10 protein-coding genes are annotated in these 13,704 nt (G+C 67.4%); 4 read left to right on the plus strand and 6 right to left on the minus strand.

From position 1 onward, the window contains the following. Positions 1-377 precede the first annotated feature (377 nt). Positions 378-545, plus strand: a complete 168-nt coding sequence (locus tag JLDANKMP_RS22235) for a hypothetical protein (RefSeq protein WP_185812461.1) — start codon at positions 378-380, stop codon at positions 543-545. Positions 546-656: 111 nt separating this feature from the next. On the opposite strand, the gene emrB is transcribed toward JLDANKMP_RS22235, so the two are convergent. Genes emrB through emrR form a run of 4 tightly spaced genes read right to left on the minus strand, consistent with a single transcriptional unit; the run spans position 657 to position 5,377 of the window. Beyond that, complete coding sequence (emrB, locus tag JLDANKMP_RS01910; RefSeq protein WP_005408769.1) at positions 657-2,243, minus strand: multidrug efflux MFS transporter permease subunit EmrB; 1,587 nt, start codon at positions 2,241-2,243, stop codon at positions 657-659. Positions 2,244-2,250: 7 nt separating this feature from the next. Beyond that, positions 2,251-3,432: a multidrug efflux MFS transporter periplasmic adaptor subunit EmrA gene (emrA, locus tag JLDANKMP_RS01915; RefSeq protein WP_005408768.1), complete on the minus strand. Its 1,182-nt coding sequence runs from the start codon at positions 3,430-3,432 to the stop codon at positions 2,251-2,253. An 11-nt stretch (positions 3,433-3,443) separates the two neighbouring features. Then, complete coding sequence (emrC, locus tag JLDANKMP_RS01920) at positions 3,444-4,937, minus strand: multidrug efflux transporter outer membrane subunit EmrC (protein WP_212560395.1); 1,494 nt, start codon at positions 4,935-4,937, stop codon at positions 3,444-3,446. Next, positions 4,934-5,377, minus strand: a complete 444-nt coding sequence (gene emrR, locus JLDANKMP_RS01925; protein ID WP_005408766.1) for a multidrug efflux system transcriptional regulator EmrR — start codon at positions 5,375-5,377, stop codon at positions 4,934-4,936. Before emrR ends, emrC begins: the two co-directional genes overlap by 4 nt. Positions 5,378-5,549: 172 nt before the next feature. Between emrR and JLDANKMP_RS01930 the strand changes: the two genes are divergently transcribed. After that, positions 5,550-6,431, plus strand: a complete 882-nt coding sequence (locus tag JLDANKMP_RS01930) for a helix-turn-helix transcriptional regulator (protein WP_005408765.1) — start codon at positions 5,550-5,552, stop codon at positions 6,429-6,431. A gap of 59 nt (positions 6,432-6,490) precedes the next feature. Beyond that, positions 6,491-8,734, plus strand: coding sequence for a DNA topoisomerase IV subunit A (parC, locus tag JLDANKMP_RS01935; RefSeq protein ID WP_005408764.1), 2,244 nt, complete (start codon positions 6,491-6,493; stop codon positions 8,732-8,734). A 516-nt stretch (positions 8,735-9,250) separates the two neighbouring features. Here parC and bfr read toward each other — a convergent pair. Continuing rightward, the gene (gene bfr, locus JLDANKMP_RS01940; protein WP_005408763.1) at positions 9,251-9,739 is read right to left on the minus strand and encodes a bacterioferritin; all 489 of its coding nucleotides are present in this window, start codon (positions 9,737-9,739) and stop codon (positions 9,251-9,253) included. 123 nt (positions 9,740-9,862) lie between these two features. Here bfr and JLDANKMP_RS01945 point away from each other — a divergent pair, with 123 nt between their 5' ends. Further along, a complete protein-coding gene (locus JLDANKMP_RS01945) occupies positions 9,863-12,190 on the plus strand; it encodes a penicillin acylase family protein (protein ID WP_212560396.1) in 2,328 nt (775 codons plus the stop codon). Between the two features lie 82 nt (positions 12,191-12,272). On the opposite strand, the gene JLDANKMP_RS01950 is transcribed toward JLDANKMP_RS01945, so the two are convergent. After that, the gene (locus tag JLDANKMP_RS01950; protein ID WP_212560397.1) at positions 12,273-13,661 is read right to left on the minus strand and encodes a cation:proton antiporter; all 1,389 of its coding nucleotides are present in this window, start codon (positions 13,659-13,661) and stop codon (positions 12,273-12,275) included. Positions 13,662-13,704: the final 43 nt, after the last annotated feature.

Genomic DNA, 13,704 nt, shown 5'->3' on the forward strand with positions numbered 1-13,704 from the left:
CCTGGCATCGCAACCGCCACTCGGACTGTCGTATCTCGCACCGCCCGGGCGTCGTCTGCGGGTGCATACCTCCTCCCGGCGCGTCGTCACCAGACCTTGAACGGCCCCCTTTTGGGGCGCATTTCACGTTCCCCGTTCAATTCGTACTTTTCCTAGTCGAGATCCACCCGATTCCTTTTCGGTGGGAGGCAGATTTGCGGGAGCCGGTTGCAGGTGTATCGCCACGACCTGACCAGCGCCCCTCCTCTCCCCAAAAGGACGCACCAATGCAGCGCAGCATCATCTGCCCACACTGCCATACCGGCTCGAACCACGGCGTAAGCGTATGCGTGGGATGCCAGGCCGAGGTCCACTACGGCCCATCAAAGGAGGCCGTAATGCTTGTCTTTGTCGCCGCCATCATCTGCGGCGCACTTGTCGGCAGCCGACTTCAGGCCACTGCCGGCTGGCTCGCATGCGGCGCCGTACTTGTGGCGGGGATCTGGGCCATTTCCCGATTGTCTTCCGACCGGGTGGTGTTCAAACGCGTCTATCGCACGCGCTGAACCTGCGCCGTTGCACCACCCTGATGGCAATGCCCGCGCGACCAGCGTCGCCCCAACAAAAACCCCGCCTCGCGGCGGGGTCAAAATACAGCACGGTGTTTCCAGGGAGTTTCAGTGTCCACCACCGGCGGCCGCACCTGCGCCTGCGCCGAATGGCGGCTTGGCCAGCCACAGGAACGTGATGATCGCCAGGAAGATCCAGCCCAGCAGGAAGAAGATGTCGTTGAAGCCCATCTGCGATGCCTGGTGGTTGATCATGTTGTTCAGTACCGCTGCGCCGTGCTGCAGGTCGCCCTGCCCCATCGCCGTGACCTGGTCCTGCATGCCCGGCTGATAGGCCGAGATATGCTCGGTCAGGTCGGCATGGTGCACCTGGGTGCGCCGCGCCCACAGCCACGTCGTCAGCGACGCCGCGAAACTGCCACCCAGCGTACGCAGGAACGTGGCCAGGCCGGAGCCCGCCGCGATCTCGCGTCCATCCAGGTCCGACAGCAGGATCTGCAGCACCGGCATGAAGAACAGCGCGACGCCGATGCCCATGATCAGCTGTACGCCGGCCACGTGCATGTAGTCCACCTGCAGGTTGAAGTTCGATCGCAGGAAGCTGGTCATCGACAACACGATGAACGCGACCGTGGCCAGCATGCGCATATCGAAGCGCGACGCATACTTGCCCACGAACGGGGTCATGATCACCGGCAGGATGCCGATCGGCGCCGTCGCCAGGCCCGCCCAGATCGCGGTGTAGCCCATGTCACGCTGCAGCCACTGCGGGATCAGCAGCGCCACGCTGAAGAACGCCGCGTAGGCCACCACCATCGCCAGCGTACCGGCGCGGAAGTTGCGGTGCCGGAACAGCTTCAGGTCAACGATCGGATCCTTGTCGGTCAGCTCCCAGATCAGGAACACCGTCAGCGTCACCACCGCTACGCAGGCCAGCACCACGATCTTCATCGACGAGAACCAGTCCTCGTCGTTGCCCAGGTCGAGGACCAGCTGAAGCGCACCGACGCCGATCACCAGGGTGACCAGGCCGACGTAGTCCATCTTCGGCTTCTCGATCTGCTCCGGGCGGCCCTTCAGCTGGTTGCCCACCACCAGCGCAGCGAAGATGCCCAGCGGCACGTTGATCAGGAAGATCCACTCCCAGCTGTAGTTGTCGGTGATCCAGCCACCGAGGATCGGGCCACAGATCGGCGCAACCACCGTGATCATCGCCAGCAGTGCCAATGCCTGCCCGCGCTTCTCACGTGGATAGATCGAGACCAGCAGCGACTGCGTGATCGGGTACATCGGGCCGGCCACGAAACCCTGCAGCGCACGCGACAGCACCAGCATGCCCATGCTCTGCGCCAGGCCGCACAGCAGCGAGGTGATGACAAAGGCCAGCGTGGCCCAGACGAACAGCTTGCGTTCGCCGAAACGGCGGCTGAGCCAGCCGGTCAGCGGCAGCGCGATGGCCGTGCTGACCGCGAACGAGGTGATGACCCAGGTCGCCTGCTGCGAACTGGCGCCGAGATTGCCGGCGATGGTCGGCAGCGAGACGTTGGCGATGGTGGTGTCGAGCACCTGCATGAACGAGGCCATCGCCAGGCCCACGGTGCACAGTGCGACGCTGGGCGGCAGGAACCCGGAGGCCGCACCCGGCGCCGCCGGTGCGCCCGGAGCGCCGGGCGCGGCTGGAGCTTGTGCGGACATGGCGACCTCAGCCCACCTTCGCCTGCTGCTGCGGCAGGTTGCCCTGGATGATCGTGTGGATCACCTCGTCGGCATCATGCAGCTGCTTGGCATACACGTCGGTGTCGAACACCGTGCCCTTGGCCGGAGTGCTCGGCAGCACTTCGCCCTTCTGGTCGCGCAGGCTCACTTCAGCCTTCATCGACAGGCCGATGCGCAGCGGGTGTTCGGCCAGCTGCTTGGCATCGATGGCGATGCGCACCGGCACGCGCTGCACGATCTTGATCCAGTTGCCGCTGGCGTTCTGCGCCGGCAGCAGCGAGAACGCGGAGCCGGTGCCCAGGCCAAGGCTCTGGATGCGGCCCTTGTACTTCACGTCACCGGCGTACAGGTCCGACTTCAGCTCCACTTCCTGGCCCAGGCGCATGTGGCGCAGCTGGGTTTCCTTGAAGTTGGCCTCGACCCACATCTGCTCGGTCGGCACCACGGCCATCAGGGCATTGCCCGGCTGCACGCGCTGGCCGACCTGCACCGAACGACGGGCGACGTAGCCGGTGACCGGCGCGACGATGCCGGCGCGGGCGTTGTTGAGGAAGGCCTGGCGCAGCTGCGCGGCAGCCGCCTGCACGTCCGGCTGGGTGGCGATCACGGTGTCGTCGACCAGCGCGCGGTTGCGCTCGACGGTCTCGCGCGAGCCGGCCACGGCCGCTTCGGCGGCAGCCAGCTCGTCACGGGCGTGGGCCAGTTCTTCGTTGGAGATGGCGCCGGTGGCGGCCAGGTCCTTGCGGCGGGCGAAGTCTTCGCGCACGCGCTTCAGGGTCACCTGGCGGGCGTTCAAGTCCGCCTGGGCGCCTTCCACGCTGCGGTACAGACCGCGGGTCTGGCGTACCGTCTTGGCCAGGTTGGCTTCGGCCTGCTGCAGTGCCACCGCGGTGTCGGACGGGTCCAGCTGCACCAGCAGCTGGCCGCGCTCCACGCGCATGCCGTCATCGGCGTTGATGGCGACCACGGTACCGGCCACCAGCGGGGTGATCTGCACCTGGTTGCCCTGCACGTAGGCATCGTCGGTCTCTTCGAACCAACGGCCGAACATGAAGTACCACAGCGCCAGTGCGGCAAGCAGCAGCACGACGATCACGAACAGGCCGCGCAGCAGGTTGCCGCGGCGGTTGGGGGCGGCCGGGGCCGCGGTGTCTTGGGTCTGGCTCATGGCGGGCGTCTTCAGGAATGCGAGGAATCGGAATGGGAGGCGATCGGTGCGCGGTCGGCGTCAGCGGGCTGGAAACCACCGCCCAGCGCCTTGCTCAGGCGCACCGAGGACTGCACCTGCTGCGACTGCAGGCCGGCCAGCTGCTGCTGCGACTGCAGCAGGGTGGACTGCGCGGCCAGCACGTCCAGGTAGCTGCCGATGCCGGCGCGGTAACGCTGCTGGGCCAGGTCGAAGGCCGAGCGTGCGGTATCCACCGCCTGCTGCTGCGAGTGCGCCTGCTGCGCCAGCGAGCGCACCGCGTTGACCTGGTCGGCGACGTCGCGCAGTGCGTCGAGCACGGTCTGGTTGTAGTTGGCCACCGCCAGGTCGTACTGCGCATCAGTGTTGGCCAGGTTGGCGCGCAGCTTGCCACCTTCGAAGATCGGCAGGCTCAGCGCCGGGCCGATGTAGGCGAAGGTGGAGCTGCTCTTCAGCAGGTCACCCACGTTCGGGGCGACCACGCCGGCCAGCGCGGTCAGGTTGAAGCTCGGGTAGAACCTGGTCTTGGCAACCTTGATCTGCTTGTCGGCCGCTTCAACGCGCCAGCGTGCGGCAACGATGTCGGGGCGACGGCCCAGCAGTTCGCTGGGCAGCACGCCCGGCAGCTGCAGCGCCAGCGGGTTCAGCGGCTGCGGGCGCTGGATCGACAGGCCGCGGTCCGGACCCTTGCCGACCAGCGCGGCCAGCGCGGTGCGCGCCGCATCGATGCGCTGCTGCGCAGCCTGCACCTGCTGCTGGGCGGCCGGCACGCGGGCCTCGGCCTGGCGCACCTGCAGGTCACTGTCGATGCCGGCGCGCCGGCGCTGGCGGGTCAGTTCCAGTGACTTCTGCGAGCGGCTCAGCTCTTCCTCGGCCACGTCGTTGAGCTGCCACGCGTAGGCCAGGTCGGCATAGGCCTGGGTGATGCCGGTGGACAGGTTCAGGCGCGCGGCCTGCGCTTCAACGGTGGCGGCGTGCGCGCCGTCCACCGCCGCTTCCCAAGCGGCGCGCTTGCCGCCCCACAGGTCCACGCCATAGCTGAAGTCGAAGGCGACCTGGCTGCTGCCGGCGTAATGGCCACCGATCTCGCTGCCTGCCATCGACTCAGGCAGGCGCAGCCCGGTATAGCCACCCGACACCGACAGGCTGGGCAGCTCATCGGCACGTGCGGTGCCGACCTGGGCCTGGGCCTGGCGCAGGCGCGCGTCGGCGGCGTCCAGGCTCGGGTGGCCGGCCAGGCCCTCGGCGACCAGCGCGTCCAGCTGCGCATCGCCGAGCGCCTTCCACCAGTCCTGCGCCGGGAAGCCGGTGGCGCTCAGGTCGGTGTCGGCCAGGGTGCGTTCGCTGTGCAGACTGTCCACGTCAAGCACGTGGCCCTGCGGGTTGAGGCCACGACTGCTGGCGCAGGCGGCCAGGGCCAGGGCCAGCGCTGACACCAGCAGCGCGCGCCCGGACCGGCGGAGAGTGGAATGCGGGATCGGGTTCATGGGGTCGTCAGGGAATCGCGGATTCGGGTAAGGAGGGACAGCAGCAGCGTGCGCTCGTCGGCGGAAAGATCACGCAGGGCGTAATCCATCACCGCGTCGCCACGCAGCTTCAACCGCGCCCACAATGCGCGGCCTTCATCGGTCAGCACGATCTGCAGCGCACGCCGGTCCTGCGCATGCGGTTCGCGGCGGACGCAGCCCAGTGCCTCGAGCTTGTCCAGCAGGCGGGTGACTGCGCTGGGTACCTGGTCGATGGCCTGGGCCAGTTCGTTGGCCGTGCACGGGGCCATGTGCGAGAGCACCTTCAACCCGATGTAGTGGGTGAAGCCGATACCCAGGTCTTCTTCAGCCATGGACGCGTCGAGTTGCCGGACCAGGCCGTCGCGCACCTGGCGCAGCAGCAGGCCGAAACTGGGGGGAGTGGTTGCAGGACAGATCATGGGGGAGCATTCTCTTCCAAAAAAAATATTTCTCAATGGAAATATTCGATCTGGCATCGAATGCTGTGTTGCAGCAGTGGGCTGGATCAATGAAGGCGCCTACCTTAATGATCTGGTCAGGTGGCCCGGTAGTACAATTCAGCCAATGGATGACACATTTCAGCCAGCGGACATGATGAACAAGGCAGAAATTCCCGCTCCCAAGCGCCTGCTCAGGGACGACGCACTGGATTGGTTCGAGCGCAACGATGGCCCACCGGTGGTCGCTTTCCGCTTCGACAGCCCGCAGGGGCTGGTCCGGGAAGTGGACTGGCACCACCACCAGCGCGCCCAGCTGATCTGTGTCGAGCGTGGCCTGCTGACCACCCGCACCTCGCACGGGACGTGGTCGCTGGCGCCGGGTTCGGCCGGCTGGATGCCGCCGCTGGAGCCGCATACGGTGACCCTGGACGGTCCGCTGCGCGGCTGGGGCATGGCGCTGGCCGCGCCGGCCTGCGCCACCCTGCCCGCCGATCCCTGCGTACTGGGCCTGTCCAAGCTGGCGCAGGCGCTGGCCGACCGCATCTGCGAATGGCCGCTGGGCTATGACACCACGCCCGAGCGCCAGCACATCATCGAGGTGCTGCTGGACGAGATCCGCACCGCGCCGCGCCAGCGCATGCACCTGCCGATGCCGCACGACCGGCGCCTGCTGAAGATCGCCTCGCAGCTGCTGGCCGACCCGTCCGACGAGCGCAGCCTGGCCGAATGGGCGCATTGGGCCGGCCTGTCGCCGCGCAGCCTGACCCGTCACTTCCGCGACGAGACCACGCTCAGCTTCGCCCAGTGGCGGCAACAGGCCCGCCTGTCCGAAGCCCTGCGCCAGCTGACCGATGGCCGCAGCGTGGCCGACATCGCCCATGCACTGGGCTTCAGCAGCGCCAGTGCCTTCGTCACCGTGTTCCGCCGCCACTTCGGGCTGCCACCGGGGCGCTACCTGGCGCGGGCCGGCCACGGCCTGGAAACCGGGCTGGACCCTGCACGTGGCTTGGCATCCCCCGCCGCATCCGGATAATCACAGGATTGCGAGCGGCGACCGCCGTCGCCGCCTCCCGACATAGGTAACAACGCCGCATGACCGAACTTGCCCGCCCCGTGTTCCACGGATTCGAACAACTGCCGCTGCGCGAGTACGCCGAACGCGCCTACCTCGACTACTCGATGTACGTGGTCCTGGACCGCGCCCTGCCGTTCATCGGCGACGGCCTGAAGCCGGTGCAGCGCCGCATCATCTATTCGATGAGCGAGCTAGGCCTGAATGCTGCGTCCAAGCCGAAGAAGTCCGCGCGCACCGTCGGTGACGTCATCGGTAAGTACCACCCGCACGGCGACAGCGCGTGCTACGAGGCGCTGGTGCTGATGGCGCAGCCGTTCTCGTACCGCTACCCGCTGATCGAGGGCCAGGGCAACTTCGGCTCCAGCGATGACCCGAAGTCATTCGCGGCGATGCGTTACACCGAATCCAAGCTGACCCCGATCGCCGAAGTACTGCTGGGCGAACTGGGCCAGGGCACCACCGACTGGGCACCGAACTTCGACGGCACCCTGCAGGAACCGACCTGGATGCCAGCGCGGCTGCCGCACCTGCTGCTGAACGGCACCACCGGCATCGCCGTGGGCATGGCCACCGACGTGCCGCCGCACAATCTCAACGAGATCGTCAGCGCACTGCTGCACCTGCTGGACAACCCCGATGCGACCGTGCGCGACCTGTGCGAGCACGTGCAGGGCCCGGACTACCCGTCCAGCGCCGAGATCATCACCGCCGCCAACGATCTGCGGAACATCTACGAGACCGGCAACGGCAGCGTGCGTGCGCGTGCGACCTTCAACAAGGAAGCCAACAACATCGTGGTGACGGCGCTGCCGTTCCAGGTGTCGCCGTCGAAGGTGATCGAGCAGATCGCCGCGCAGATGCGCGCCAAGAAGCTGCCGTGGCTGGAAGACATCCGCGACGAATCCGACCACGCCAACCCGGTGCGCGTGGTGCTGGTGCCACGTTCCAACCGCGTCGACGCCGACCAGCTGATGGGCCACCTGTTCGCGACCACGGACCTGGAGCGCAGCTACCGCGTCAACCTCAACGTGATCGGGCTGGACGGCCGTCCGCAGGTGAAGAACCTGAAGATGCTGCTCAGCGAATGGCTGACCTTCCGCAGCAACACCGTCACCCGCCGCCTGCAGCACCGCCTGCAGAAGGTCGAGCGCCGCCTGCACCTGCTGGAAGGCCTGCTGGTCGCCTTCCTCAATCTGGACGAGGTGATCCACATCATCCGTACCGAGGACGAACCGAAGGCGGCGCTGATCGCGCGCTTCGGCCTGTCCGAGGAACAGGCCGAGTACATCCTGGAAACCAAGCTGAAGCAGCTGGCCCGCCTGGAGGAGATGAAGATCCGCGGCGAGCAGGACGAGCTGGCCAAGGAACGTGAGAAGATCCTCGGCATCCTCGACAGCAAGGCCAAGCTGAAGAAGCTGATCCGCGACGAACTGACGGCCGACGCCAAGAAGTTCGGCGACGCGCGCCGTTCGCCGCTGGTGCAGCGCCAGGCCGCGCAGGCCATCGACGAGACCGAGCTGGTGCCGAGCGAGCCGATGACCGTGGTGCTGTCGGAAAAGGGCTGGATCCGTGCCGCCAAGGGCCATGACGTCGATGCGTCCGCCCTCTCCTACCGCGACGGTGATGCCCTGCAGGGCGCGGTGCGTGCGCGCAGCACCCAGCAGGTCGCGTTCCTCGACAGCGAGGGCCGCGCCTACTCGACGCCGGTGCACACCCTGCCCTCCGCGCGTGGCAACGGCGAGCCGCTGACCGGCCGCTTCTCGCCGGCAGCGGGTACCAGCTTCGTGACCCTGGCCAGTGCCGAGCCGGATGCCCGCTTCGTGCTGGCCTCCAGCCATGGCTACGGCTTCGTCACCCGCTTCGAGAACCTGATCGGTCGCAACAAGGCCGGCAAGGCGATGCTGAACCTGTCGTCCGGCTCGTCGGTGCTCACCCCGTCGATGGTCGCCAACGTGGCCACCGACCGCATCGTGGCGGTGACCAGTTCCGGCAACCTGCTGGCGATCGCCGCCAACGACCTGCCGGAACTGGACAAGGGCAAGGGCAACAAGATCATCGAGATCCCGAAGGCCAAGCTCGCCACTGAACGCGTGGTCGCCATCGTGGCGATCAGCCCGGGGCAGACCCTGCAGGTGCGCAGCGGTCAGCGCACGATGGGGCTGAAGTTCAACGAGCTCGACGCCTACCTCGGCGCCCGCGCCACCCGCGGCCACCTGCTGCCGCGCGGCTGGCAGAAGGTGGAAGGGTTGTCGGTGGAATGAGGGCTGGGGCCCTGCCCCTGGTGGGTGTCAACCTTGGTTGACACGCATTACCCCCGGCAAACGCCAACCTCGGTTGGCGTTTTCGATCCCAATGGGGTCAGAGCCGTTTTCGTTGAAAACGGATCCGACCCCGGACACGAAAAAGCCGGGGAATTCCCCGGCTTTTTCGTTGTCGGCTGGCGGGCGGTGGAGCAGCTGGCTGGCGAAGGCTGGCTGGCGGTGCTCCGGTGCTGGCGGGCGACATTGCTTTGTGCGCCTGGTAGAGCCGACCGCTGGTCGGCTGCCTTTTGCTCCTGGTAGAGCCGACTGTCAGTCGGCTGCTCCTTTGCTCCTGGTAGAGCCGACTGTTAGTCGGCTGCTCTTTTGCTCCTGGTAGAGCCGACTGTTAGTCGGCTGCTCTTTTGCTCCTGGTAGAGCCGACTGTTAGTCGGCTGCTCTGCCGAAAGGCAGCCGACTAACAGTCGGCTCTACCGAGTTGGCTCTACCGGGTCGGCTCTACCGAAGCGCGGTGCCGGCTCAGTGCGCCGGGGCGCCGTTGCCGTCGATCTTGCTCAGCTGGTACAGCTCCAGGCCGATGCGCTTGATCAGGCCCAGCTGCTGCTCCAGCCACCAGGCGTGGTCTTCCTCGGTGTCCTTCAGCTGGGCCAACAGGATGTCGCGGCTCACGTAGTCACCCTTCTCCTCGCACAGCTTCATGCCGGCGGCGAGATTGTTCCGAACCGCGTATTCAGTGTCGAGATCCTTCTGCAGCATCTCTTCCACGGTCTTGCCCGGCTCGGTGGCATGCGGGCGCATGTCCGGGTCGCCGCCCAGGAACAGGATCCGGCGCAGCAGCGCATCGGCGTGCTGGGTTTCCTCTTCCATCTCGTGGTTCAGGCGTTCGTACAGCGCGAACAGGCCCTGGTCCTCGTAGCGGCGGGAATGGATGAAGTACTGGTCGCGGGCAGCAAGCTCGCCGCGCAGCAGTTCCTTCAGGCAGGCGATGACGTCCGGGTTGCCTTTCATGGGGGGCTCCTGTGAATCGATGCGGCATAGGGTGCCGCATTTCAAAATACGGTGATCTAATCGGAATCAGTCGCAGTTGCGCCTGCGGCTACAATCGGCCCACGAGTTCGGAAAGGACGTGCGATGCGACGTACATGGCGTTGGGTGCTGGGCGTGTTGGTCGCCATCGTGCTGGTCACCGCACTGGTCCTGTGGCTGCTGCTGCGCGGCAGCCTGGCCGACCTGGACGGCGAGCATGCGCTGCCCGGCCTGGCCAGGCCGGTCACCATCGAGCGCGATGCGCTGGGCGTGGTCACCATCACCGCCACCAGCCAGGCCGACGCGATGCGCGCATTGGGCCGCGTGCATGCGCAGGAACGCTATTTCGAGATGGACCTGATGCGCCGTAGCGCCGCCGGCGAACTGTCCGCACTGTTTGGCCCGAAGGCGATCGATGCCGACAAGCGCATGCGCGTGCATCGGCTGCGCGCGCGCACCGAGGCGAACATGCAGGCTGCGCTGGGCGACAACGTCGAAGCCGTGAGCGCCTATGTCGGTGGGGTCAATGAGGGCCTGGCCGGCCTCTCCGTGCGGCCATGGGCCTACCTGCTGCTGCGGCAGTCGCCGCAACCGTGGCAGGCCAGCGACAGCGTGCTGACCGGGCTGGCCATATACGCCGACCTGCAGGACCCCGGCAACCAGACCGAGCTTGCACTGAGCCGCATCCGCGCAGTGGTGCCGCCGGCGCTGTACGCATTGATCGCCCACGACGGCACCGAATGGGATTCACCGCTGTTCGGCGAACCCACCGGCAACGCTGCCCTGCCCGATGCCAGCCAGCTGGATCTGCGCACATTGCAGGCGAAACCGGGCACCGAGCAGGAAGAGGCCGATGTCATCGGCAGCAACAACTTCGCCGTGGCCGGCGCGCTCACCGCCGACGGTCGCGCGATCGTCGCCGACGACATGCACCTTGGCCTGCGCGCGCCGGGCCTGTGGTTCCGTGTGCGCCTGCGCTACCCCGATCCACAGGCCGCTGGCGGCCAGGTCGACGTCACCGGTTTCTCGCTGCCTGGCCTGCCGGCGGTGATCGTCGGCAGCAACGGGCACGTCGCCTGGGGTTTCACCAACAGCTATATCGACACCGCGGACTACCGCACTGAACCGGCCAACGCCACGGTGACCGTGCATGAAGAACGCATCGCCGTGGCCGGCCAGGGCGATGTGCGGTTCCCGGTACGCGAAACCGCCTGGGGGCCGATCCTGCACACGCATGCCGATGGCAGTGGCGATGCGCTGCGCTGGGTCGCCCACCTGCCCGGCGCGGTGCGCCTGGACTTCGGTGACCTGGCCCGCGCCGGTGACCTGGACAGTGCCCTGCAATTCGCCGACCACGCCGGCATCCCCGCACAGAACCTGGTGGTCGGCGACCGCAGCGGACGCATCGCCTGGCGCCTGATCGGCGCCCGCCCCGACCGCGGTCCGGGCTGTGCACCGGCCGGCTTCACCGCCGCCAACAACCAGGACTGCGCCCCCTGGCCGATCCGCAGCGACGCATCGCCGGCATTGATCGACCCACCGAACCATCGCCTGTGGACCGCCAACGGCCGCGTCCTCGACGGCGAGGCACTGGCCAATGTCGGCAACGGTGGTTATGACCTTGGCGCCCGCGCGCGGCAGATCCGCGATCTGCTCGCCATCCAGGACCGTTTCGACGAGCACGATCTGCTGGCGATCCAGCTCGACGATCGCGCGGTGTTCCTGCAGCGCTGGTGGGCCCTGCTGCACGACGTCATCGAGCGCAGTGACGACCCTGCACTGAAGCGTTTGAAGGAAGTCAGCCATCAATGGGGCGGTCGTGCCGCGGCCAGTTCGGTCAGCTACCGGGTAGTACGTGAATTCCGCACCCAGGTGATGGAGACGTTGTCCGATGCACTGCTGGCACCGGCCAATGCGCAGCTGGGTGATGACTACCTCGACCCGCGACTGGCGCAGCTGGAAGGCGTGGCCTGGCCGATGCTGCAACAGCGTCCGGCCCATCTGCTGCCACCGGCCTTCGACAGCTGGGATGCGCTGCTGATCGACGCGGCACGCCGTACCGAGAGCGAGCTGGCCAAGCAGGGACCGCTGTCCAAGCGCACCTGGGGCGAACGCAACACTGCGGCGATCTGCCACCCCATCGCACGGGCGCTGCCGGGCATCGCCAAGCGCTGGCTGTGCATGCCCGCCGACCAGCTGCCCGGCGACCGTGACATGCCACGCGTGCAGACGCCGAACTTCGGTGCTTCCGAGCGCATGGTGGTCTCGCCCGGCCACGAGGCCGACGGCATCGTGCACATGCCGGGCGGCCAGAGCGGCCATCCACTGTCACCCTACTGGGGCGCCGGCCACGAGGACTGGGTGCATGGACGGCCGACGCCCTTCCTGCCTGGCAAGGCACAGCACGTGATGACACTGGTGCCGGCGCGGTAGTGCCGGCCGCTGGCCGGCAACCTCTTGCTGCTGAGCACACCTGCGTGGATGCCGGCCAGCGGCCGGCACCACCGTTCAACGCTCAAGCCCTGCGACGCTCGATCAGGTTCAGCAGCGGCCCGGTCATCGCCGTGGTCACCAGCGCCATGACCACCAGCACCGCGAACAGGCGGTCGCCGAGCAGGCCCAGCTCGTAACCCAGGTTGAGCACGATCAGCTCCATCAGGCCACGGGTGTTCATCAACGCGCCCAACCGCCACGCCTCGCGCGTGGGCATGCCGGCACTGCGTGCAGCACTGAAGGTGCCCAGCAGCTTGCCGGCCGTAGCCACCACGATCACCACCCCGCACAACACGATGTCGCTGGCCTGCAGCGAATCGGCACGCATGCGCAGGCCGGTCATGGCGAAGAACAACGGCAGCAGCAGGGTCACCGCAAACGGTTCGACGCGGGCCATCAACAGGTCGCGCAGCTGCACGTTGGACGATACCGCGACGCCCGCAGCGAAGGCACCGAACAGCGCGTGGATGCCCAGCATTTCGGTGATCAGGGCACTACCCAACGACAGCAGCAGGATGCCGAGCAGCCAGCGCCCCTCACGGCCCGGCGCGATCTGCTGGCGGGCGAACCACGGCTTCACCAGCCCCAGCATCAGCGCCACGAAGGCAACCACGCACAGCAGGTTGAGGCTGGCCGACAGCCATCCACTGGCCTGTGCAGCCGCCACGATCAGTGCCAGCAGGCACCATGCGGTGGCATCGCCCAATGCCGCGCACGCGATGGCGGTCTGCCCCAGCGACGTCTGCGCGATGCCGCGGTCGGCAAGGATGCGCAGCAGCACCGGGAACGCGGTGATGCTCATCGAGATGCCGACGAAAAGTGCGAAGGCAGTGAAGCCCACGCCCTGCGGGCCGTGCTGCGGATACAGCCAGATCGCCAACGCGACGCCGAGCACGAACGGCACCGCGATGCCGGCATGGCTGACCGTGAAGGCGAAACGCCGGCGGCCGCGCAGTGCCGCCAGGTCCAGCTCGGCACCGGCCACCAGCAGGAACATCAGCACGCCAAGCTGGCTGAGCATGCCCAGCGGCCCCAACGAGCTGGCCGGGAACAACGCACCATGCAACTGCGGCAGCAGGCTGCCGAGCACCAGCGGGCCCATCATCAGGCCGGCCGCCATCTCGCCAATCACCGCCGGTTGTCCAAAGCGCTTGAGCAGCGCACCGGCGCCCTTGGCTACCAGCAGCAGTACCAGCAGCTGCAGCAGGAACAGGCCCAGCGGAGACGCCAGATGCTGCGCCCAGCTGCCTTCGGCAGCAACCGTGGCACGGGCGACCATCTCGGGGGCCGCCGGCCCGGCATACCGCGCCAGCAGCACCCCGGCCAGCAACGGCACCCCGGCCCACGCCAGATAACGCCATCCCCATTTCGTGGGCGGCGCGTTGCCGCCTGCCTGTACGTCCATGAACATTCCCCAATGCGCAGGGGGCGATCATACAAAAAGGGGACGGAGG

The sequence above is a fragment of the Stenotrophomonas sp. PE591 genome, from assembly GCF_018320795.1.
Taxonomy (GTDB): Bacteria; Pseudomonadota; Gammaproteobacteria; order Xanthomonadales; family Xanthomonadaceae; genus Stenotrophomonas; species Stenotrophomonas maltophilia.